Origin of the sequence: Streptomyces sp. NPDC096311 (genome assembly GCF_044763085.1) — a bacterium.
In the GTDB taxonomy this organism is placed as follows: domain Bacteria; phylum Actinomycetota; class Actinomycetes; order Streptomycetales; family Streptomycetaceae; genus Streptomyces.
This window is the reverse complement of record NZ_JBIWFN010000008.1, coordinates 427040-448792: the sequence shown is the minus strand read 5'-3', so window position 1 is coordinate 448792 and position 21753 is coordinate 427040. Positions and strand designations below refer to the sequence as shown.

Sequence of the window (21753 nt, the reverse complement as noted above, 5' to 3'; positions counted from 1 at the left end):
ACACCGCCGCGACCACAGAAGAAGCCATCGAAACCCTCCAGGGCCAGCTCTGGGCGTAGGCCGCAGGGGCGACGGCCCGGATGTTTCTCGCCCCCCCCCCCCCCACCCCCCCCCCCCCCCCCGGGGGGGGGGGGGGGGGGGGGGCCCGCCCCCCCCCCCCCCCCCCCCCCCCCCCCCCCCCCCCCCCGTGCCCCGTATCCGTACCGAGCCCTGTCAGCTCACCGATTGCCGCTCACGCGGCCCTGGAGCAGCCGTGACAGCGCCGCGTGGACGTCGTCCAGGGAACGCTCCGGTTGGAAGGCCTGCCAGTCCAGGGCGGCCACCAGGACCATCCCGACCAGCGCGGCGGCCGTCAGCGGAACGTCGATCTCGTCGCTGAGCTCGCCGTTCGCCACCCCTTCGCGCAGCACGTCCTCGACGACCGCGACCGCCTCCTGCCGGACCACCATGAGCGTGGACTGCCAGGCCCGGTTGGTGCGCCACAGCTCGGCCACGTAGAGCTGGGTGAAGGCCGGGTAGCGGTTGATGAAGGCGAGCCCGGCCCTGATCATCGCGTCCAGCGCGTCGACCTTGGTGCCGCCGTCCCGCTCGGTGCGCTCCGCGGCCTCCCGCAAGGAGGCGGTGAGGAGTCCCACGCCGTGCCGCAGCAACTCCTCGAAGAGGACGGACTTGCTCGCGAAGTTGTAGTAGACCGTGCCTTTCGCGACCCCGGCCCGCTCGGCGATCTCGTCCACGGTGGTGGCGGAGAACCCCTGTTCCGCGATGAGGGTGACCGCCGCCTCGTAGAGCTTCTGCCGGGTCGCCTCGCGACGGCCGCCACCTGCCGTGGTGCTGCTGCGTTCCATGGCCCTGATTGTCACAGGCTCAGCTCGGGGTGCAGACGGTCGAGGGTCCACACCTGCTTGCGGTGTGCCGACAGGGCGGTGAGCGCGAGCGCGCCCGCGGTGAACGCCGCGAGGACGGCGCACGCCTGCCAGACCGGTCCGAGACCGCCGCCCGTGATGAGCCTGCGGAGGGCCTCGACGACGTAACTCATCGGCAAGAAGGGGTGGATCGCGTTGAAGAAACCCGGACTGGTCTGCACGGGGTACGTGCCGCCCGCCGAGGTCAGCTGGAGCATCAGGAGGGCGAGGACGAGAATCCGGCCCGCCGCTCCGAAGCGTGCGTTCAGCCACTGCACGAGCGCCGCGAAGCACGCCGTCACCAGGCACAGGAAGCCGACCGTCCCGGCCGCCCGCACCATCTCCAGGCCGATCGCCCAGTGCAGTACGGACATCAGGGCCACCGTCTGGAGCACGCCCAGGGCGGCCACTGGCAGCCAGCCCGCCAGCGCGATGCGCCAGGCCGAGGCACCCACCGCGAGCGCGCGCCGGTTCAGCGGCTGGATCAGCATGTACGCCACCATCGCGCCCACCCACAGGGACAGCGGGATGAAGTACGGGGCGAAGCCGGTGCCGTAGTTGGGCGCCTTGTGCAGGTCCTTGGAGGCGAGCTTCACCGGGTCGGCCATGACCTGGGTGCGCAGGTCGCGGTCCTGCCGGTCGTAGTCGGGGATCTGCCCGGCGCCGTCGTGCAGTCCGCCGGCGAGCTGCCCCGAGCCGCCGACGAGCTTGTACATGCCCTCGTCGAGGGTGCTCGCGCCCGTCTTCAGCTCGCCGACACCCGTGTCGAGGTCCGCCGCGCCGGTCTTGGCCGTGCCGAGCCCCGTGCGCAGCTTCTTGGCCCCCGCGGCGACCTTCTCGGCGCCCTCGTTCAGCTTGTTGACCTTGGAGACGGCGTCGGTGAGGTCTTCGGAGAGGTGCGGCGAGCGGTCGGCGAGGGCCTGGGCCTGCTTCTGCAGGGTGCCCAGGTTCTTGTCGAGCCGGTCGAGATCGCCGTTCTGGTCGCCGATGAGCGTGTTCACGTCGTCGGCGACCTCGGCCACGTCCGCGGCCGCCTGCCGGGCCTTCTTCAGGTCGGGGCACGCGGCGTCGGGCAACGGCAGGGTCTCGCAGCGTGCCCTGTAGACGGCGCTCAGCGCGTCGGACGCCGTATGGGCGCCCTTGGCGGCGGCCGGGGCCGTCTTCACCAGCGTGTCGAGGTTGTGGCGGATCCCCGCGGCGGAGTCGGCGACGAGCCGGGCGGTGTCGCCGATCGACTTCTCGTTGTCCTTCAGGAAGGGGCCCACCTTGTCCGCGACCCCGTTGACCTTGTCGGCCAGCGCCCCCGTGCCGTCGGCGACCTGCCGCGAGCCGTCCGCCAGGTCGCCGGCGCCCTTGTCGAGCTTCCGCAGGCCCCCGGAGAGCTTGCCACTGCCTTCCTTGGCGTCCTTCAGGCCGTCGGCGAGGTCCTCGGAGCCCTTCCGGGCCCTGCCGATGCCACCGCTGAGTTTGTCGGCTCCCTTGGCGGCCTTCTCGGTCGCCCCGTGGATGTCCGAGAACGAGATGAAGATCTTGTCCAGGAACGACCGGGAGGCCTTCGTGGACGCCGCCGTGCGCACCTCGCCGAACACCGTCCGTGAGATCTGCCCGACGATGTAGTTGTTCGCGTCGTTCGTACGCACCTGGAGGGCACCCGTCTCCGGAGCCTGTCCGGAGCTGGAGGCGATCCTCCGGCTGAAGTCGGACGGCATGGTCAGCGACAGGTAGTACGTGCCGTCCTCGACCCCCCGGCGTGCCTCGGCCGCGCTCACCTCGTGCCACTCGAAGGTGTCGCTGTCGCGCAGCCCCTTGGTGATGTCCGCGCCCGCCGAGAGCTTCCTGCCCGCGACGCTCGCCCCCTTGTCGTCGTTCACGAGCGCCACGGGAATGCGATCCAGCCGGCCGTACGGGTCCCAGAACGACCACAGGTAGAGGGCGCCGTACAGCAGTGGCAGCAACAGGAGCGCGGCCAGCGCGGCGCGCGGGAGTTTGCCCCGGCTGAAGCGCCTGAGCTCAAGAACGGCCAGTCTCGGTGAGCGCATCGGCCGTCTCCTTGTCGTCGGTCTCGCTGGTGTGATCGGTGTCGGTCGGGCGGGTGGACACGCGGACGGCTCCGTCGGGAGCCTCGCCGCACACCGCCACGACCGTGGTGCCCGACTGGGCGATCGACGTCAACAGGGCCCAGATCTCGGCCCGTTCGGCATCCGACAACTTGAGGTCGGTGTCGTCGACGCCGAGCAGCCCCGGGCGGCCGACGAGGGCCAACGCGACGGACAGCCGCAGGGCTTCGAGCCGCTCCAGGTCGCGTACGGCGGTCCGGGAGCCCTTGGGCAGGGCCTCCCGGTCCAGCCCGGCGGCGGCCAGCGCGGAGTCGATCCGCAGCTTCCCCTCGGCCGCCCGCTCGGTTCGCGGACGCAGCGGTCCGCGCAGGGAGTCCTTCAGGGGCGTCCCGAACCGCCGCTGCAGCAGCGCCCGTTCGAGCAGGTGCTCCCCGACGGTCAGGGCGGGGTCCAGGTCGGTGACACCCGGGACATGGGCCAGCGCGCTCGCGCGGCGCACCGCGGCCATCTGCCGCGGCAGCGTGGCCCCGCCCACGGTGGCCGTCCCCTCGGTGGACCGCATCCGGCCCGTGAGCGCGAGCAGCAGGCACGTACGGCCCGAGCCGGACGGCCCCGCGACCGCGATCAGCGACCCGGGCCCCGTATCGACACCGACCCCGCGGAACGCCCAGCCGCGAGGGCCCTCGAGTCCGAAGTCCCTGGCCGTGACACCGAGTCCGAGCGGACCGTCCACAGCGTCCCCATCCCCTGAACGAACATTTTTGAACTGACTGGTCAGTGCAAAAACTAACCCGAACCTTCGATCGAAGCAAAGGCCCAGGTCAGAACGGATTGTCAGTGGGATACCTCACGATGGGCACATACGGCCACAGTGCCGTCACACAGACGACAGGAGGTTCGTCATGGCCACCTCTTCCGCAGCAGCCGCCCACCGGCGCCGCGCCACCGGCCCTGCCCCCTCACTGACCGGCCCGGCGAGCGACGTACACCCCGTGCTCCGCCGGGCCACGGCCCCACCCGCCGCCCTCGACCTGCTCGCCCAGGCCCGCGCCGGCCTCGACGAGGCGACCGCCCTGGAAACACCCAATGAGCGCTACGCGACGGCCCACTTGGCGGCCCTGCGCACCGCCGCCGCCGTCCTCGCCGCCCGGGGCCGCCCGGAGCCCACACCCCGACGCCGCGCCCGCATCCGGAGCGCCTGGGAAGTGCTTCCCGAGATCGCACCCGAACTCACCGAGTGGAGCGCCCTGTTCGCCTCCGGAGCCGACCGGCGCGCCCGCGCCGAGGCAGGTATCCGGGGCGCGGCCGGCACCCGCGACGCCGACGACCTGATACGTGACGTGGCGATGTTCCTGCGCCTCGTCGAGCGGATGCTGGTGCTGCAACCCGTACTGCCCCAGCCCCGTCGCGACGGAGAGGCGGAGGGGGACGGAGACGGGGAGGTCAGGGAGTACAGGGAAGACAGGGAGGTCCCGGACGCGAGCTGACCCCACGATCCGCCGCGCGATCCGATGCCTGATCCAATGCCTGATCCAATGCCTGATCCGACGCGTGATCCGCCGGGTGAGACGGAGGGTCGGGTCCGACGGTGGAGGCAATAGGGTGGAGGCGCCTGAAGCCTCCTGCCGGGAGGCCCCCCGATCGCTCCGCCGCGCAAGAGGCGGTGCCGCTCCGAGGAGTCAACTGCCGTGCCGGACCCGACGCGCCCTCGCGCTTCTCTCCGTACCGCCGTGGTCTGGGAGGTCCTCAAGGACGCTCTCGACCGCCGGGTCAAGGCCACCGGGCGGGAGTCCCTGGACGTCCTCGACACCGGAGGCGGCAGCGGCAACTTCGCGGTGCCCGTGGCCCGCCTCGGCCACCGTGTCACCGTCGTCGACCCCAGCCCGAACGCGCTGTTCGCGCTGGAGCGCCGGGCCGCCGAGGCCGGGGTCGCCGACCGTGTCAAGGGTGTCCAGGGCGACGCCCACGGCCTCTTCGACGTCGTCGAGCGCGGTGGCTACGACGTCGTGCTGTGCCACGGGGTCCTGGAGTACGTGGACGACCCCGCCGACGGCGTGCGCAACGTGGTGGACGCGTTGCGCCCGGAGGGCGTTCTCAGCCTTCTCGCGGCGGGCCTGGGCGGCGCCGTGCTCGCCCGTGCCCTCGCCGGCCACTTCAAGGAGGCCAAACAGGCGCTCGACGACCCGGACGGACGCTGGGGCGAGGGCGATCCCGTACCCCACCGTTTCACCGCCGACCAGCTCACCGCGCTCGTCGAGGGCGCGGGTCTGCGCGTCGGCGCCGTGCACGGTGTACGGGTCTTCGCGGACCTGGTCCCCGGCGTCCTCGTGGACACCGAGCCGGGTGCCGTGGAAGCCCTTCTGAAGCTCGAGGCGGCGGCCGCCGAACTCCCCGCGTTCCACTCCGTGGCCACGCAGCTTCATGTGCTCGGTGAGGCGCAGGGGGCCGATGAGGGTTGAGTCGCCACTCACGCCCCGCCCCTGATCAGGGGCGGGGCGGCAGATGGAGTACGCCACAGGCCACCCGATCGGGCGCTCGGCGCCGTATGATCGAGGGAGACCGTCCGGCATGACGGGCCGGTTGCTGGGGAATGCACGCCTCAGTGAATCGGGGTGCCATGGCGGGTTCCGGTTGGCGAATTGGCGCAGAGGGGCGGGTTTCACGGGGGCGATTCCCTGCCTATCCTGAAGGGGACCCCCGGTCGCCCCGGCGACTGCACGATGAGGAGGACGCCGTGCCGCTCTCGGAGCACGAGCAGCGAATGCTCGAGCAGATGGAGCGAGCGCTGTACGCCGAAGATCCCAAGTTCGCGACAGCGCTTGAGGGAAGCGGGCTGCGTACGTACACCCGGCGACGGGTCTACCAGGCGGTCGCGGGCTTTCTGGTGGGTATCGCGCTCCTCATGGCCGGAATGGTCTCGAAGCAGATCTGGGTCAGCGTGGTGGGTTTTCTCGTCATGCTGGGCTGTGCGGTGCTCGCCGTCACCGGTTGGCGCAAGGCTCCCAAGCCGGGTGAGCAGCCGGCCGCGCCCGGCGCACCCGCCACGCGTCACCAGGGCCGACAGCGCCGCTCCATGATGGACCGCATCGAACAACGCTGGCAGCGACGCCGAGACGAGCAGGGGCAGTAGCCCCGCGGGGTCAGTAGCCCTGCGGGCGCCCGCAGTCGAAGACAACGCGTGAGGGGGTGTCCCACCCGGCCCGGGTGGGACACCCCCTCAGTCGTACCCCGACAGGGCGTCCCGCTCGCGCCGATGTGAAGCGCTGACGTGACGCGCCGATGTGAAGCGCCTGCGTGACGCCGACGAGAACCGAACCTTCGCCTGGGGGACGCCGGCCGGTGCCGGCGGATCGCCACCGGCGGCCTCCGTTCCGGTCGCGCACCCACCACATGTGGCCCGTGCCCCCGACCGGGGACACGGGCCACATGGTTCAACGCGACGTCAGCTGTTCTGCCCCGAAGGACGTCGCAGCAAGGACTCTCTGCGCGCCGCCAGCCGGGCCGACACAGCCGCCCAGTAGGCCGACGCCGCCCAGGCCACCCGGACGGCTGAGCGGGGCGCGAGCAGGGCGCGCAGGCGGGCCGTGCGGCTCGCCCGGGCGCCGAGGGCGTCCGTGACACGACGGGCGTCCTCCGCGAGCCCCGCCGTCAGCCGGGGGCGCGGGGCGTACAGCACCTGCTCGACCGCCGCGGCCAGCCGGTGCACCGCCTCTGACGCCTCGGCTTCGAGGAGCCCGAGCCGCACGATCCGCGCCGCGGCCTTGCGTGGTGTCTGGGACTCGTCCGGCACGATTCCGTAGTCCCACGCCGTGTCGGTCACCTCCAGCCAGGTCGCCAGCGTGTACGCGGGCGCGTCCGCCTCACTGCGGCCGTGCGCACCCAGCCGCACGGACCGGAGCCGCATCCGCCACAGCATCGGCAGCAGCGGTACGACCAGTAGCAGGAGTCCGGCCAGTGTGTACCCCAGGATCTGCAACCACGGAGTGCCGTCGTCCTTCGAGCCCACCGTGGCCAGCGCGGACTGGCTCGGGCACGCCTCCAGCTTCTTCTGCTCGGCCAGGCAGTTGCCGCTGGCCGAGGGAGCGGTGGACGGCGCCGCGGACGTCGACGTGGACGGCTTCGGCACCGTCGGCGAGTCCGACCCGGGCGTGTCCGTCTGGGTGTACTCCGGCACCGAGCCCCGGTTCGGGGTCGGCTCGAAGCGGGTCCAGCCCACCCCTTCGAAGTACAGCTCGGGCCAGGCGTGCGCGTCCCGCAGCCCCACCGACATCGAACCGTCGGACTGCGGGGAGCCGGGCGTGAAGCCCACCGCGACCCGGGCCGGAATCCCCAACGTCCGGGCCATCGAGGCCATCGCGAAGGAGAAGTGGACGCAGAAGCCCTGCTTGTCCTTCAGGAAGCGCGCGATCGCGGCCGAGCCACTGCCCACCTGTACCTGGGTGTTGTAGGTGAACCCGCCGTTCACCGCGAAGTAGTCCTGGAGTTTGACCGCCTGCTCGTAGTGGTTCGTCGAGCCCGCGGTGACCTTGCGCGCGGTGTCGGCCACCACCGCGGGCAGCGACGACGGCACCTTGGTGAACTCGCGCTTCAGGGCCTTCGACGGCTCCGGCGCGTTCGCCAGCTGCTCCGCGGTCGGCTGCACGATCAGGCTCGTCACCTCGTACTGCACGCCGCGCGTGTTCTGACCGTGGTCACCGACGAGCGTGCGCCCGACCGGCTCGTACCGCCAACTGCCGCTGATGTTCACCTTGCTGACCGGGTACGGCATGGGCAGCCAGTCCTGCGCGTACCAGTCGGCCGCCGAGATGCGGGTCTGGATCTCGCTGCGCTGGACATCGGCCCCGAGGCCGATCGGCGTCGGGAACGTGTCCGGCACGTCCTGGATGTGTCGCTGGGCCGGCTTCCACGCCGTGCCGTCGAAGTCGTCCAGGGACACGATCCGCAGATACATGTCCTGAGTGTCTTCGGTGTTGGTGCGGTAGGACATGACCTGGCGGTCCTCGTCCACGTTCAGGCTGTCGCGGAGCGAGACCAGCGGGTTCACCGCGGAGATCGTGCCGCCTCCGGAACCCGAGCCGACGCCCGCCCCCGCGCCGCCCAGCAGACCGCCGCCGAGGGTGGGCAGGGCGAGCGGCACGGCCAGGGCGACGCCCAGCGCGACCACGCCGATGCGCCGCCCCGTGCGGACCGGTGCGACCGTGCCCGAGGAGGCGTCCAGCCCCTGTGAGCGGGGCGCGCCGCCGAAGACCCGGCCCCACTGGGAGAGCCGGTCGCGGCCCTCCGCCAGGAGCAGCATCAGATAGCCCGTGGCCGCGAGCAGGAACCACAGCCAGGCCCAGCCGCCGCCCGACAGTCCCGCGGCGACCGAGTACAGCGCGAGCAGGGGGAGTCCGGCGGGGGCCGCGCTGCGGAACGTCACGGCGAGCGTGTCCACCGCGAGCCCGATCACCAGGACACCGCCGATCAGCATCAGGCGGATGCCGTCGGACAGCGGCGCCGGAATCGCGTACCGCCCGACGTCGTCCGTGCCCGCCTGGAGCAGATCGCCGAGATGCCGGAAGGCCTCCGGACCCGGGACGAAGCCGAGGAGCGCCTGCTGCTGAGCGAAGGCCAGCGTCAGCAGCATCAGCGTCACCAGCGTCTGCGCCGCCACCGTCAGCGGCCGGGCCAGCGGAACCCGCCGGGTCAGCGCGCCCACACCGGACTGCAGGGCCAGCAGGAACACCGCCTGGAGGAACCACGTCGCCGGCTTGACCAGCGGCAGCAGCGCGCACGCCGCCATCAGTGTGGCCGTCGCCGAATACAGCGTCAGCCGAGCCCGCCCGCTCATGATCGCCCACCCCCTGCCGTACTCCCCGTCGAGGCGGCACCTGTGCGCTGCTGGTCCGCCTGCCGCCACAGGTCGGCGAGTTCCGCCCCCCGTGGCACCGTCACGGCGGTCCAGCCCGCCTCGCGCAGCATGCGCAGTCGGTCCTCGCTCCTGTCCAACGGGCCGGGGATGTCGGTCGGTTCCCGCACCCAGGTCTCGCTGTCCAGCAGGAAGGCGACGGCCCCGCCGCTGCGCTGGCGCATTTTGGCGAGCACCGTCGCCTGCTCCTCGTCGAGGTCGCCGAGAAAGGCGATCAGCAGCCCTTCGTTGCCCCCACGCAGGACGTCGTAGGCCCTGGAGAGCCCGGCGCCGTCCGAGTGGTCGATGACCGCGAGCGTGTCCATCATCAGTCCGGCCGCGTCCGCCGATTCCTGGCTCGCGCCCGCGAAGCCGTCGGCGCCCTCGCCGGGCACCGAGTTGCCGTCGTCCGTCAGCAGCCGCACCGAGAAGCCCCGCTCCAGCATGTGCACCAGCGTCGACGCCGTGCCGGACACCGCCCACTCGAAGGCGGAGTCCGGGCCGGCGCCCTCGTAGGCGATGCCCCGGGTGTCGAGCAGCACCGTGCAGCGGGAGCGCTGCGGCTGTTCCTCGCGACGGACCATCAGTTCGCCGTAGCGCGCGGTCAGGCGCCAGTGCACCCGGCGCAGGTCGTCGCCGTAGCGGTAGCCGCGCGGGATGATGTCGTCCTCGCCGGCCAGCGCCAGCGAGCGCTGCCGCCCGTCGCCGTACCCCTTCGCCTCACCGCTCAGCCGTACCGGCGGCAGCGGTTCCACGCGCGGGATGACCGTCAGGGTGTCGTATGTCGAGAAGGAGCGGGTCAGTTCGCACATCCCGAACGGGTCCGTCAGACGCAGTTGCAGCGGACCCAGCGGATAGCGGCCGCGCAGGTCGGAGCGGACCCGGTAGGACACCTCGCGCCGCCCGCCCGCCTCCACCCGGTCCAGGACGAACCGGGGCCGCGGGCCGAGCACGTAGGGCACCCGGTCCTGGAGCATCAGCAGGCCGGTGGGCAGCCGCGAGACGTTGTCCATCCGCAGATGGACGCGGGCCTCGGAACCGGCCGGCACCCGCCCGGGGGAGAGCCTGCGGCTGCCCGCGACCCGGTAGCGCGTGCGGTACAGCACCGTCGCGCAGACCAGCGGCAGGACCGCGAGGAGCAGGCCGACCCGGAGCAGATCGCTCTGCCCCAGGACGTACGCGCAGATCGCGGCCGCGATGCCGGCGGCCAGGAAGGAGCGCCCGCGGGTGGTGAGACCGGTGAGCGCGGTGCGCAGCCCGCCCTTGTCCTCCTCGGCGTCGCCGGTCCCCCCGGGCGTCATCACAGCCTCCGGGGCGGCTGCTGGCCGTACGCGGGCGCGCCGCGGCCCATCGTGAAGCCCGGCTGCTGCTGGGGTGCCGCGGGAACGGCGGTCTGCTGAAGGATCTCCTGGACGACCTGCTCGGCCGTACGACGGTTCAACTGCGCCTGGGCCGTGGGGAGCAGACGGTGGGCCAGGACCGCCACGGCGAGTGCCTGGATGTCGTCCGGCAGCGCGTACTCCCGGCCGCTGAGCGCCGCGGAGGCCTTCGCCGCGCGCAGCAGATGCAGCGTGGCACGCGGCGAGGCGCCGAGTCTGAGGTCGGGGTGGGTGCGCGTGGCGGCGACCAGATCCACCGCGTACCGCCGGACCGTCTCCGCGACGTGGACCGTGCGGACCGCGTCGATCAGCTTCACGATCTCGTGCGCGTGCGCCACCGGCTGGAGGTCGTCCAGCGGGGAGACCCCGCCGTGGACGTCCAGCATCTGGAGCTCGGCCTCCGCACTGGGGTAGCCGATGGAGACGCGGGCCATGAAGCGGTCGCGCTGGGCCTCCGGCAGTGGGTAGGTGCCCTCCATCTCGACCGGGTTCTGCGTGGCCACCACCATGAAGGGGCTGGGCAGTTCGTAGGTCTGCCCGTCGATGGTGACCTGGCGCTCCTCCATCGACTCCAGGAGCGCGGACTGCGTCTTGGGGGAGGCGCGGTTGATCTCGTCGCCGATCACGATCTGCGCGAAGATCGCACCCGGTTTGAACTCGAAGTCCCGGCGCTGCTGGTCCCAGATGGACACACCCGTGATGTCCGAGGGCAGCAGGTCGGGCGTGAACTGGATACGCCGCACCGAGCAGTCGATGGACCGCGCCAATGCCTTGGCCAGCATGGTCTTGCCGACGCCCGGGACATCCTCGATCAGAAGATGTCCCTCGGCGAGCAGCACGGTCAGCGAAAGCCGTACGACCTCAGGCTTGCCTTCGATCACTCCTTCCACCGAACTGCGGACACGCTCCACAGTGGCGGTCAGATCTGTAAGGCTCGCTCGATCGTCATAGGTCGTCACCCGGCCCTCCTCGGCCCGTTCTCGGGCCGACGCCCTGTGCGGACCGGCCCACCCCGAATCACGGACACCACGCGCGAGAAGTTCCGCGTGACGCCACAACCGCATTCTTGTTGCCGTTACCGGTTCGTGTCACTCGCCTGTGGATAACTGGCTGCGATATGTCAGGTCTTGCGACTCTTTGGGCGCCGGTGGGTCGGGGCTTTTTCGTGAGGTGAGGGTCCCACGAGGGCCCCAGGAAGTTTTACGAGGGGCCCGGTGGGAGCGTTCAGGCGGGGTCGATCTCGCGCAGCAGACCCGTCGTCACGTCGAAGACGAAGCCGCGCACGTCGTTCGTGTGCAGGAGGAACGGTGAGGTGCGCACGCGCTGCATCGACTGCCGTACGTCCTGTTCGACGTCCCGGAAGGCTTCGACCGCCCAGGCGGGGCGCTGGCCGACCTCCATCTCCAGGTCGTGCCGGAAGTCCTCGGTGAGGGACTCCAGGCCGCAGCCGGTGTGGTGGATGAGAACGACGCTGCGGGTGCCGAGCGCCCGCTGGCTGATGGTGAGGGAGCGGATCACGTCGTCGGTGACGACGCCGCCCGCGTTGCGGATGGTGTGACAGTCGCCCAGCTCCAGGCCGAGCGCGGCGTGCAGGTCGAGCCGGGCGTCCATGCACGCGACCACCGCGACGTGCAGCACGGGGCGTGCGTCCATCCCGGGATCGGTGAACGCGCCCGCGTACTGCTGGTTCGCCTCGACGAGACGGTCGGTGACGCCGCCGCCCGTGATTATGGCGTCTTCGGGCTCTGTGGGTACGGATGCAGAAGTCGTCATAGCTATGACGTTACTGGTCAGGTACGAAGTAGTCCTGCTGTGAGAAGGGACAAAGAACGTCATCGTGTCTTGTTGTGAGGTAACCCACATGAGGGTTTAGAGATCGCCTGGATAGGTGATTTTTGCTGATTCACCGCTTCGACCGGGGGTTCGTGGAGGAGCGGTCCGCGACGCGCATGCCGGTTGATTGACCGCGAGACACCGTGGACTAAAGTGACGCGAAGCGGGAGGCGAAGCTCTCCCTGCTGGACTGCTTTCCCCTGGAGACCCGGCGATTTTCCGGCGTCTCCCCCCGCGTGCGCGGCGCGTACGTACGGCTCGGCCTCCTCCCGCTCCCGGTCGGCTGACGCCACTCACCGGCGCCAGCAGGCCTCCCCTTCTGGAGCGGGTGGGGACCCGGCGGTGCGTGTGGCCGCGCCGAACCTGAGAGGGCCCAGATTCAATGGGGCGCGAAGCGCATTCGGATACGGGTGGTGGTGGGCGACGGGAGGGACAGAGCCGACACGTCCCGGTGATGCTCCAGCGGTGCCTGGACATGTTGGCCCCGGCCCTCACCGAGCCGGGCGCCGTGGTCGTCGACTGCACCCTGGGACTCGGCGGCCACAGCGAGGCGCTGCTGACCCATTTCCCCGAGGCCCGTCTCGTCGCCCTCGACCGCGACAAGGAGGCACTGCGCCTCTCCGGAGAGCGGCTCGCCCCCTTCGGTGACCGTGCCACCCTCGTGCACGCGGTCTACGACGAACTGCCCGAGGTGCTCGACCGCCTCGGCATCCCCCGTGTCCAGGGCGTCCTGTTCGACCTGGGCGTCTCCTCCATGCAGCTCGACGAGGCGGACCGCGGCTTCGCCTACGCCCAGGACGCCCCGCTCGACATGCGGATGGACCAGACGACCGGCATCAGCGCGGCCGAGGTGCTCAACACCTACCCGCCGGGCGAACTGGTGCGGATCCTGCGCGCGTACGGCGAGGAGAAGCAGGCCAAGCGGATCGTCTCCGCCGTCGTGCGTGAACGCGAGAAGGAACCCTTCAGCAACAGCGCGCGGCTCGTCGAGCTGATCCGCGACTCCCTGCCGCAGGCCGCCAAGCGCACCGGCGGCAACCCCGCCAAGCGCACCTTCCAGGCCCTGCGCATCGAGGTCAACGGGGAGCTCAGCGTCCTGGAGCGGGCGATTCCCGCGGCCGTGAAGGCGCTCGCCGTCGGCGGCCGGATCGCCGTTCTGTCGTACCACTCGCTGGAGGACCGGCTGGTCAAGCAGGTGTTCGCGGCCGGGGCCGCCACCACCGCGCCGCCCGGTCTGCCGGTCGTGCCCGAGCGCTACCAGCCCCGGCTCAAGCTGCTCACCCGCGGTGCCGAACTTCCCACCGAGGAAGAGGTCGCCGAGAACCGGCGAGCGGCTCCCGCACGACTGCGCGGGGCTCAGCGCATCCGCGAGGACGCCGAGTGAGGCACCAGGAGGGGGAGACCGAGTGAGTAGGAAACCCGAACTCAGGGGGCGGGCCGCCCGGCTCGCCCGGCTTCTCCCCGCCGGCGGGGGACATGCCGCCCGTACCCCCTTCGTCCTGCTCGTCGTGCTCCTGCTCGGCGGCGGCCTGATCGGCCTCCTCGTGCTGAACTCCGCCCTGAGCGAGGGCTCGTTCCACCTGGACGACCTGCAGAGGGACACCAAGAGCCTCACCGACGAGGAGCAGGCGCTGCAGCGGGACGTGGACACCTACTCCGCGCCCGACGCCCTCCAGCGCCGCGCCCGCGAGCTGGGCATGGTGCCCGGCGGCGACCCGGCCTTCCTCAACCCGGACGGCAGCGTCAAGGGCGTTCCCGGAACGTCCGCCCAGCAGTCCTCCGCACGCAACCCGGTGGTCCGCCCGCCCGAGGTCCTCGCCCTCACCCGGACCACGGCCCCGGCCACCAGCGCCCCGGCGGCCGCCGTCCCCTCCGCAGGCACCGCCACCCCGCTGACCCCCACCCCGCAGACCCCCGCCCCCACCCCGTCCGCGCAGCCCTCCTCGACCCCCGGCAGGTGACGGAAGTGTCCGACAGGGAACCGCCGCGCCGCCGTGTGCCCGGCCCCGCCAGGCCCGTACGCCCCGGCGGCCAGCTGCGTCCGGGCCCCGGCGCCCGCCCCGCACGCCGCCCGGGCGCGTCCCGGCCCGGCGGCCCACAGGCACTGCGGCTGGGCAGCCCCCGTCCCCGGCTGCGCATGGTCAGCCTCACCCTGACGCTGGTGATGATCGCCTTCGTCGTACGCCTGCTCCAGGTGCAGGCCGTGGACGCCAACGCCTACGTCGCGAAGGCCGAGCAGAACCGGTATGTCGGCCGCACCCTGGCCGCCACCCGTGGCGGGATCACGGACCGCAACGGCGTGGAGCTCGCGACGAGCGTGGACGCGTACGACATCACGGCCGACCCCACGATGTTCACGCAGGACACGACGAAGGTGACGGACGCGCCCGAGCAGGCCGCGGCACTGCTCGGGCCGATCCTCGGCGAGGGCGTGGACACCGTCGCCAAGAAGCTCCGTACGAAGAACACCCGCTACACCCTGCTCGCGCACCGCCAGACCCCCCAGGTCTGGAAGCAGATCAAGGACCTGAGGAACACGCTCGCGGTCAAGGCGGAGACCGACAAGAGCACCGTCAACTTCCTCGCGGGCGTCGTCGCGGTCCCGGCCAGCAAGCGCGTGTATCCGAACGGCGATCTCGCCGCCGGGATACTGGGCTGGGTCAACGCCGACGGCAAGGGCGGCGGCGGAGTCGAGCAGAAGCTGAACAAGGAACTCGCCGGCAAGGACGGCAAGATCCGCTACGCCCAGTCCGGCGGCCGTCAGGTGCCGACCGCGGGGTCGACGGAGACCCCCGCCGTGGCGGGCTCCGACGTCGAGCTGACCATCAACCGCGACATCCAGTGGGCCGCGCAGAACGCCATCACCCAGCAGGTGAAGGCGTCCCAGGCGGACCGCGGGTACGTGATCGTGCAGGACGCCCGCAGCGGCGAGATCCTCGCCATGGCGAACTCGCCCGGCTTCGACCCCAACGACCTCACCCAGGCCAACGCGGCGGCCCTGGGCAACGCGGCCCTCCAGGACGCGTACGAACCCGGCTCCACCGCCAAGGTCATGTCGATGGCAGCCGTACTGGAGGAGAACGCCGCAACGCCCGAGACGCACGTGGTCGTGCCCAACCGGCTGCACCGCGGCGACCGCCTCTTCCAGGACGACGTCGACCACGCGACCTGGAACCTGACGCTCAACGGCGTGCTCGCCAAGTCCAGCAACATCGGCACCATCCTGGCGACCGGCCAGCTCGGCAAGACGCAGAAGGAGGCGAACCAGGTCCTCTATTCGTATCTGCGCAAGTTCGGCATCGGCAGCTACACCGGGCTCGGCTTCCCCGGCGAGACGAAGGGCATCCTCGCGCCCGCCGACAAGTGGTCGACCTCCCAGCAGTACACGATTCCTTTCGGCCAGGGCATGTCGATCAACGCGATGCAGGCGGCCTCCGTCTACTCGACGATCGCCAACGGCGGTGTACGCGTCGAGCCGACGCTGGTGCGCGGCACGAAGGGGCCCGACGGCCTGTTCACCCCGGCCGCCCAGCCGAAGAAGACGAGGGTCGTGAGCGAGAAGACGGCGAAGACCCTCGCCCAGATGCTGGAGTCCGTCGTGGACGACGAGCAGGGCACCGGCGCCAAGGCGCGTATCCCCGGCTACCGGGTCGCGGGCAAGACGGGTACGGCCAACCGCGTGGATCCGGCCACCGGCAAGTACCACGGCTACACCTCGTCGTTCGCCGGATTCGCCCCCGCCGACAAGCCCCGGATCACCGTCTACTGCGCGATCCAGAACGCCACCAAGGGCAGCTACTTCGGCGGCCAGATCTGCGGACCCATCTACAAGCAGGTCATGGAGTTCGCGCTCAAGACCCTCCAGGTCCCGCCCACCGGAGCGGGGGCCGCCAATCTGCCCGTGACCTTCACGCCGTGATCGATTCCGGCCATATCCCCTGATCAGGACTTGATCAGGGTCCGGCCAGGACCCGGACAAGACCGCACGCACAACGGACCAGGAACCAGCTCGTGACAACGATCACCCCGGATTCCGGGAACCACGGCTCGCCACGCCCCTCGCTTCGCTCCGGCGGGGGTGCGCCCGGTACGCTCACCGCCGTGCCACACGCTGATCAGTCCCAAACCACCCAGAAGGGCGTTCCTGTGACATATCCGGGGCCGCCGCGACCGGTCCAGAACTCCGCCACACCCCTCGCGGAGCTCGCCGATCAGCTGGGTGTCACCGCCCCGGCGTCGAGTGCGGAGGTCACGGGCATCACCCATGACTCCCGCGCGGTGCGCCCCGGAGACCTCTACGCCGCGCTGCCGGGCGCCCGCCTGCACGGCGCCGACTTCGTGACGCAGGCGGCCGGTCTCGGCGCGGTCGCCGTGCTGACCGACCCGACCGGCGCCGAGCGCGCCGCCGCCACCGGGCTGCCGGTCCTCGTCGTCGACGACCCGCGCGGCCTGATGGGCGAGCTCGCGGCCACCATCTACGGCCACCCGGGACGCGATCTGCTCCAGATCGGCATCACCGGCACCTCCGGCAAGACCACCACGGCCTATCTCGTCGAGGGCGGGCTGAAAACGCTCCGCTCCACCGGCCTGATCGGCACCGTGGAGATGCGCATCGGCGAGGAGCGCATCAAGTCGGAGCGCACCACCCCCGAAGCAACCGACCTCCAGGCGCTGTTCGCGGTGATGCGCGAGCGCGGCGTCGACGCGGTCGCGATGGAGGTCTCCAGCCACGCGCTGGTCCTCGGGCGGGTCGACGGCTGTGTCTTCGACATCGCCGTCTTCAACAACCTCAGCCCGGAACACATGGAGTTCCACTCCGACATGGAGGACTACTTCCGGGCCAAGGCGCAGTTGTTCACACCGCAACGCAGCAAACTCGGCGTCGTCAACCTCGACGACGAGTACGGGCGCAGGCTGGCCGAGGAGGCCACCGTCCCCGTCGTCACCTTCTCCGCCGAAGGACACCCGGACGCCGACTGGCGCGCCGAGGAGGTCGAGGTCGGCCCGATGGACTCGGCGTTCGTCGCGGTCGGTCCCAAGGGCGAGCGGATCATCGCCAAGTCGCCGCTCGCGGGCCCCTTCAACGTGGCGAACACCCTTGCCGCGATCGTCGCCCTCGCCGTCGCCGGGATCGACCCGCAGACCGCCGCCGACGGCATCGCCGCGGTCCCGGGCGTGCCGGGCCGCCTGGAGCGCGTGGACGCGGGCCAGCCCTACCTCGCGGTCGTCGACTACGCCCACAAGACGGATGCCGTCGAATCGGTCCTGCGCGCGCTGCGCAAGGTCACCGAGGGCAGGCTGCACATCGTGCTCGGCTGCGGTGGCGACCGTGACAAGACCAAGCGGATGCCGATGGGCGCGGCCGCGGCGCGGCTCGCCGACACCGCCGTACTGACATCGGACAATCCCCGCTCGGAGGACCCCCTCGCGATCCTCGCGACGATGCTCGCGGGCGCCGCCGAGGTGCCGGCGCACGAGCGTGGCGAGGTCCAGGTCTTCGAGGACCGGGCCGCCGCCATCGCCGCCGCCGTCGCCCGGGCGCGGCCCGGCGACACCGTGCTGGTCGCGGGCAAGGGCCACGAGCAGGGCCAGGACATCGCCGGGGTGGTGCGTCCCTTCGACGACCGCCAGGTGCTTCGCGAAGCTATCCAGAAGACCCAGGGATGAACTTGTGATCGCCCTCTCTCTCGCCGAGATCGCAGCAGTCGTCGGCGGGCAGACGTACGACATACCGGATCCGGCGGTACAGGTCACCGGACCGGTCGTCAGAGACTCCCGTGAAGTGGAGCCAGGCAGCCTCTTCGTCGCCTTCGTCGGCGAGCGCGTGGACGGCCACGACTTCGCCGAGGCCGTCGTCGCAGCGGGCGCGGTCGCCGTACTGGCCTCCCGGCCCGTCGGCGTGCCCGCGATCGTCGTCGCGGACGTGCAGGCGGCCCTGGGCGCCCTCGCGCGTCACGTCGTCGAACGCCTCGGCGCGACCCTCGTGGCCCTCACCGGCTCCGCGGGCAAGACCAGCACCAAGGACCTGATCGCCCAGGTCCTGCGGAGCAAGGCGCCGACCGTCTTCACGCCCGGCTCGCTCAACAACGAGATCGGGCTGCCGCTGACCGCGCTGAGCGCCACGGAGGAGACCAGGTTCCTCGTCCTGGAGATGGGCGCCCGCGGCATCGGCCACATCAGCTACCTCACGGACCTCACGCCACCGAGGATCGGCCTCGTTCTGAACGTCGGGACCGCCCACATCGGTGAGTTCGGCGGCCGCGAACAGATTGCACAGGCGAAGGGCGAGCTCGTCGAGAGCCTTCCGCCGTCGGAAGCGGGCGGTGTCGCCGTCCTCAACGCCGACGACCCCCTCGTACGGGCCATGGCGTCCCGGACGAAAGCGCGCGTGATCCTCTTCGGAGAGTCCGGCGAAGCGGACGTACGTGCCGAGAACGTCCGTCTCACGGACGCTGGACAGCCCGCATTCAGGCTTCACACACCCTCCGGGTGCAGCGATGTGACCATGCGCCTGTACGGTGAGCATCACGTGTCGAACGCGCTCGCCGCGGCCGCCGTCGCCCATGAGCTGGGCATGTCCGCAGACGAGATCGCCCTCGCGCTCTCCGAGGCGGGCTCCCTCTCCCGCTGGCGGATGGAGGTCACCGAGCGCCCGGACGGCGTGACGGTCGTCAACGACGCCTACAACGCGAACCCCGAGTCCATGCGAGCCGCCCTGCGCGCGCTCGCGGCAATGGGCAAAGCCGCACAGGCACAAGGGGGTCGGACGTGGGCGGTGCTCGGTCAGATGGCCGAGCTCGGGGACGAGGCGCTCGCCGAGCACGACGCGGTCGGGCGGCTCGCCGTCCGACTCAACGTCAGCAAGCTCGTCGCGGTCGGGGGCAGGGAAGCTTCCTGGCTCCAACTGGGCGCATATAACGAGGGTTCGTGGGGTGAGGAGTCGGTGCACGTGTCCGACGCACAGGCGGCTGTCGACCTGTTGCGCAGCGAGTTGCGCCCGGGGGACGTCGTGCTCGTGAAGGCGTCCCGGTCGGTCGGGCTCGAACGGGTGGCGCAGGCGCTGCTCGACGACGGTGCCGAGGGTGAGGTCGCGGCCCGATGATGAACCAGATCCTGTTCGCAGGAGTCATTGGTCTGTTCCTGACCCTGATCGGGACCCCGCTGCTGATCAAGCTGCTGGCCCGCAAGGGCTACGGGCAGTACATCCGCGACGACGGCCCGAAGGAGCACCACAGCAAGCGCGGTACTCCGACCATGGGTGGTATCGCCTTCATCCTGGCGACGATCATCGCGTACTTCCTGTCCAAGGTGATCACGGGCAAGCCGCCGACCTTCTCGGGTCTGCTGGTGCTCGGCCTGATGGCCGGCATGGGCCTGGTCGGCTTCCTTGACGACTACATCAAGATCGTCAAGCGGCGTTCGCTCGGTCTGCGGGCCAAGGCGAAGATGGCCGGTCAGCTGATCGTCGGCATCTCCTTCGCGGTCCTCGCGCTGCAGTTCGCGGACAACCACGGCAACACCCCGGCCTCCACCAGGCTCTCCTTCGTGGAGGACTTCGGCTGGACCATCGGCCCGGTGCTCTTCGTGGTCTGGGCCCTGTTCATGATTCTCGCCATGTCGAACGGCGTGAACCTGACCGACGGTCTGGACGGTCTCGCCACCGGCGCCGCGACCATGGTCTTCGGCGCGTACACCTTCATCGGTGTCTGGCAGTTCCAGGAGTCCTGCGCCAACGCGCAGACCCTGACCAACCCGGCCGCCTGCTACGAGGTACGAGATCCACTCGACCTCGCGGTCGTCGCCTCCGCCCTGATGGGAGCCTGCTTCGGCTTCCTGTGGTGGAACACCTCGCCCGCCAAGATCTTCATGGGTGACACCGGCTCGCTGGCCCTCGGCGGCGCGCTCGCCGGCCTCGCGATCTGCTCCCGCACGGAGCTGCTGGTCGCACTTCTGGGCGGCCTCTTCGTCCTGATCACCATGTCGGTCGTCATCCAGGTCGGCTCTTTCCGGCTCACCGGCAGGCGCGTCTTCCGCATGGCACCACTCCAGCACCACTTCGAACTAAAGGGGTGGTCCGAAGTCCTTGTCGTGGTCCGCTTCTGGATCATCCAGGGCATGTGCGTCATTGTGGGTCTGGGGCTCTTCTACGCAGGATGGGCAGCCAAGAAGTGACCGACTGGCAGGGCAAGCACGTCACCGTCGCCGGGCTCGGCGTCTCCGGCATCCCGGCGGCCAAGGTGCTTCACGGCCTCGGCGCCGTCGTCACGGTCGTCAACGACGGCGACGACGAGCGCTCCCGGGCGCAGGCCGCGGAGCTGGAGGCGCTCGGGATCACCGTGCGCCTCGGTGACGGCGCCACCCTGCCCGAGGGCACCGAGCTCATCGTCACCGCGCCCGGCTGGAAGCCGGACAAGCCGCTGTTCGCCGCGGCCGCCGCGGCGGACGTCCCGGTCTGGGGCGACGTCGAACTGGCCTGGCGGCTGAGAGGTCCCGACGCGGCCCCCTGGCTGGCCGTCACCGGCACCAACGGCAAGACCACGACCGTGCAGATGCTCGCCTCGATCCTGACGGCGGCCGGGCTGCGCACGGCCGCCGTCGGCAACATCGGGGTCTCGCTCCTGGACGCGGTCCTCGGTGAGGAGCGGTACGACGTCCTGGCGGTGGAGCTGTCGAGCTACCAGCTGCACTGGGCGCCGTCGCTGCGCGCGCACTCGGCCGCCGTGCTGAACCTGGCACCCGATCACCTCGACTGGCACGGCTCCATGGAGGCGTACGCCGCCGACAAGGGCCGTATCTACGAAGGCAATCGGGTCGCCTGCGTCTACAACCTCGCCGACAAGGCCACCGAGGACCTGGTGCGCGAGGCGGACGTCGAGGAGGGCTGCCGGGCGGTCGGCTTCACTCTCGGCACCCCCGGACCGTCCCAACTCGGCGTCGTGGAAGGCATCCTGGTCGACCGCGCCTTCGTCGAGAACCGGCAGAAGAACGCCCAGGAACTGGCCGAGGTCTCCGACGTCAACCCGCCCGCCCCGCACAACATCGCCAACGCCCTTGCGGCGGCGGCCCTGGCACGCGCCTTCGGGGTGCCCGCCGCGGCCGTACGGGACGGGCTGCGGGCCTTCACGCCGGACGCCCACCGCATCGCGCTCGTCGCCGACGTGGACGGCGTGGCGTACGTCGACGACTCCAAGGCGACCAACACGCATGCCGCGGAAGCCTCTTTGGCGGCCTACGAGTCGATCGTGTGGATCGCGGGCGGGCTCGCCAAGGGCGCGGCCTTCGACGAGCTGGTCGCCAAGTCGGCCAAGCGACTTCGGGGCGTCGTACTCATCGGCGCGGATCGGGCTCTGATCCGTGAAGCCCTTGTGCGACACGCGCCGGAAGTACCCGTGGTCGACCTCGACCGGACCGACACTGGGGCGATGCTCGCGGCGGTTCGGGAGGCGCGGGGGCTCGCCCGCGAGGGCGACACGGTGTTGCTGGCGCCGGCCTGTGCCTCCATGGACATGTTCGCCAACTACAACAAGCGCGGGGACGCGTTCGCGGAGGCGGTCCGCGAACTCGGCGCGAGCGCCTGACGGCGGTCTCGGACGGTCCGGGCGCGGCCGGGACCTTTGGGAGGGACGCGTGACGCCATTGTGGGGGCCTCCATCGCCCTGTGGGACGCCCTCCCGGGGCATGGCGGACGGAGCCGG

General features: G+C 71.0%; 17 protein-coding genes. 10 read left to right on the top strand and 7 right to left on the bottom strand.

Features of this window, described 5'->3' with window-relative positions; translation table 11 throughout:
• Nucleotides 1-218: 218 nt before the first annotated feature.
• The 3 genes from ACIRA5_RS22995 to ACIRA5_RS22985 are packed head-to-tail and all read right to left on the bottom strand — an operon-like array spanning nt 219 to nt 3692.
• On the bottom strand, nt 219-845 hold the full coding sequence (locus ACIRA5_RS22995; protein WP_403693326.1) for a TetR/AcrR family transcriptional regulator: 627 nt from the start codon (nt 843-845) through the stop codon (nt 219-221).
• 11 nt (nt 846-856) lie between these two features.
• The gene (locus tag ACIRA5_RS22990; RefSeq protein ID WP_403693324.1) at nt 857-2941 is read right to left on the bottom strand and encodes a YhgE/Pip family protein; all 2085 of its coding nucleotides are present in this window, start codon (nt 2939-2941) and stop codon (nt 857-859) included.
• Nucleotides 2913-3692: an ATP-binding cassette domain-containing protein gene (locus tag ACIRA5_RS22985; RefSeq protein ID WP_403693323.1), complete on the bottom strand. Its 780-nt coding sequence runs from the start codon at nt 3690-3692 to the stop codon at nt 2913-2915. Before ACIRA5_RS22985 ends, ACIRA5_RS22990 begins: the two co-directional genes overlap by 29 nt.
• A 169-nt stretch (nt 3693-3861) precedes the next feature.
• Here ACIRA5_RS22985 and ACIRA5_RS22980 point away from each other — a divergent pair, with 169 nt between their 5' ends.
• From ACIRA5_RS22980 to ACIRA5_RS22970, 3 genes are all read left to right on the top strand, one after another.
• Complete coding sequence (locus ACIRA5_RS22980; RefSeq protein ID WP_403693321.1) at nt 3862-4446, top strand: SAV_6107 family HEPN domain-containing protein; 585 nt, start codon at nt 3862-3864, stop codon at nt 4444-4446.
• A gap of 201 nt (nt 4447-4647) precedes the next feature.
• Entirely contained in the window at nt 4648-5418 is a 771-nt protein-coding gene (locus ACIRA5_RS22975) for a methyltransferase (RefSeq protein WP_097284314.1), read from the top strand.
• Between the two features lie 275 nt (nt 5419-5693).
• On the top strand, nt 5694-6089 hold the full coding sequence (locus tag ACIRA5_RS22970; protein WP_060902071.1) for a DUF3040 domain-containing protein: 396 nt from the start codon (nt 5694-5696) through the stop codon (nt 6087-6089).
• 312 nt (nt 6090-6401) lie between these two features.
• Here ACIRA5_RS22970 and ACIRA5_RS22965 read toward each other — a convergent pair whose 3' ends face one another.
• From ACIRA5_RS22965 to ACIRA5_RS22950, 4 genes are all read right to left on the bottom strand, one after another.
• Nucleotides 6402-8789 carry a DUF3488 and DUF4129 domain-containing transglutaminase family protein gene (locus ACIRA5_RS22965; RefSeq protein WP_403693319.1) on the bottom strand — a complete coding sequence of 796 codons (2388 nt, stop codon included), beginning with the start codon at nt 8787-8789 and terminating at the stop codon, nt 6402-6404.
• Entirely contained in the window at nt 8786-10147 is a 1362-nt protein-coding gene (locus ACIRA5_RS22960) for a DUF58 domain-containing protein (protein WP_403693317.1), read from the bottom strand. The genes ACIRA5_RS22965 and ACIRA5_RS22960 overlap by 4 nt, the downstream gene beginning before the upstream one ends.
• Entirely contained in the window at nt 10147-11184 is a 1038-nt protein-coding gene (locus ACIRA5_RS22955; protein ID WP_351701162.1) for a MoxR family ATPase, read from the bottom strand. Before ACIRA5_RS22955 ends, ACIRA5_RS22960 begins: the two co-directional genes overlap by 1 nt.
• A 265-nt stretch (nt 11185-11449) precedes the next feature.
• Entirely contained in the window at nt 11450-11998 is a 549-nt protein-coding gene (locus ACIRA5_RS22950) for a beta-class carbonic anhydrase (RefSeq protein WP_403693316.1), read from the bottom strand.
• Nucleotides 11999-12440: 442 nt separating this feature from the next.
• Between ACIRA5_RS22950 and rsmH the strand changes: the two genes are divergently transcribed.
• The 7 genes from rsmH to murD all read left to right on the top strand — a co-directional run bounded on the left by rsmH (nt 12441) and on the right by murD (nt 21636).
• Nucleotides 12441-13442 (top strand): 16S rRNA (cytosine(1402)-N(4))-methyltransferase RsmH, encoded by a 1002-nt coding sequence (rsmH, locus tag ACIRA5_RS22945; RefSeq protein WP_403693314.1) that lies wholly within the window; start codon nt 12441-12443, stop codon nt 13440-13442.
• Between the two features lie 22 nt (nt 13443-13464).
• Nucleotides 13465-14019, top strand: a complete 555-nt coding sequence (locus ACIRA5_RS22940) for a septum formation initiator family protein (protein WP_403693313.1) — start codon at nt 13465-13467, stop codon at nt 14017-14019.
• A 5-nt stretch (nt 14020-14024) separates the two neighbouring features.
• Nucleotides 14025-15977: a peptidoglycan D,D-transpeptidase FtsI family protein gene (locus ACIRA5_RS22935; protein WP_403693311.1), complete on the top strand. Its 1953-nt coding sequence runs from the start codon at nt 14025-14027 to the stop codon at nt 15975-15977.
• A gap of 227 nt (nt 15978-16204) precedes the next feature.
• Nucleotides 16205-17725: a UDP-N-acetylmuramoyl-L-alanyl-D-glutamate--2,6-diaminopimelate ligase gene (locus tag ACIRA5_RS22930; protein ID WP_403693310.1), complete on the top strand. Its 1521-nt coding sequence runs from the start codon at nt 16205-16207 to the stop codon at nt 17723-17725.
• Between the two features lie 4 nt (nt 17726-17729).
• A complete protein-coding gene (gene murF / locus ACIRA5_RS22925) occupies nt 17730-19160 on the top strand; it encodes a UDP-N-acetylmuramoyl-tripeptide--D-alanyl-D-alanine ligase (protein WP_403693308.1) in 1431 nt (476 codons plus the stop codon).
• On the top strand, nt 19160-20230 hold the full coding sequence (gene mraY / locus ACIRA5_RS22920; RefSeq protein WP_177323990.1) for a phospho-N-acetylmuramoyl-pentapeptide-transferase: 1071 nt from the start codon (nt 19160-19162) through the stop codon (nt 20228-20230). The genes murF and mraY overlap by 1 nt, the downstream gene beginning before the upstream one ends.
• Nucleotides 20212-21636: a UDP-N-acetylmuramoyl-L-alanine--D-glutamate ligase gene (murD, locus tag ACIRA5_RS22915; RefSeq protein ID WP_403693306.1), complete on the top strand. Its 1425-nt coding sequence runs from the start codon at nt 20212-20214 to the stop codon at nt 21634-21636. Before mraY ends, murD begins: the two co-directional genes overlap by 19 nt.
• Nucleotides 21637-21753: the final 117 nt, after the last annotated feature.

Coding starts and splice junctions, on each gene's coding strand:
- ACIRA5_RS22995 (WP_403693326.1), bottom strand. CDS start 845: ATGGAACGCAGCAGCACCACGGCAGGTGGCGGCCGTCGCGAGGCGACC.
- ACIRA5_RS22990 (WP_403693324.1), bottom strand. CDS start 2,941: ATGCGCTCACCGAGACTGGCCGTTCTTGAGCTCAGGCGCTTCAGCCGG.
- ACIRA5_RS22980 (WP_403693321.1), top strand. CDS start 3,862: ATGGCCACCTCTTCCGCAGCAGCCGCCCACCGGCGCCGCGCCACCGGC.
- ACIRA5_RS22965 (WP_403693319.1), bottom strand. CDS start 8,789: ATGAGCGGGCGGGCTCGGCTGACGCTGTATTCGGCGACGGCCACACTG.
- ACIRA5_RS22960 (WP_403693317.1), bottom strand. CDS start 10,147: ATGACGCCCGGGGGGACCGGCGACGCCGAGGAGGACAAGGGCGGGCTG.
- ACIRA5_RS22950 (WP_403693316.1), bottom strand. CDS start 11,998: ATGACGACTTCTGCATCCGTACCCACAGAGCCCGAAGACGCCATAATC.
- rsmH (WP_403693314.1), top strand. CDS start 12,441: ATGGGGCGCGAAGCGCATTCGGATACGGGTGGTGGTGGGCGACGGGAG.
- mraY (WP_177323990.1), top strand. CDS start 19,160: ATGAACCAGATCCTGTTCGCAGGAGTCATTGGTCTGTTCCTGACCCTG.
- murD (WP_403693306.1), top strand. CDS start 20,212: ATGGGCAGCCAAGAAGTGACCGACTGGCAGGGCAAGCACGTCACCGTC.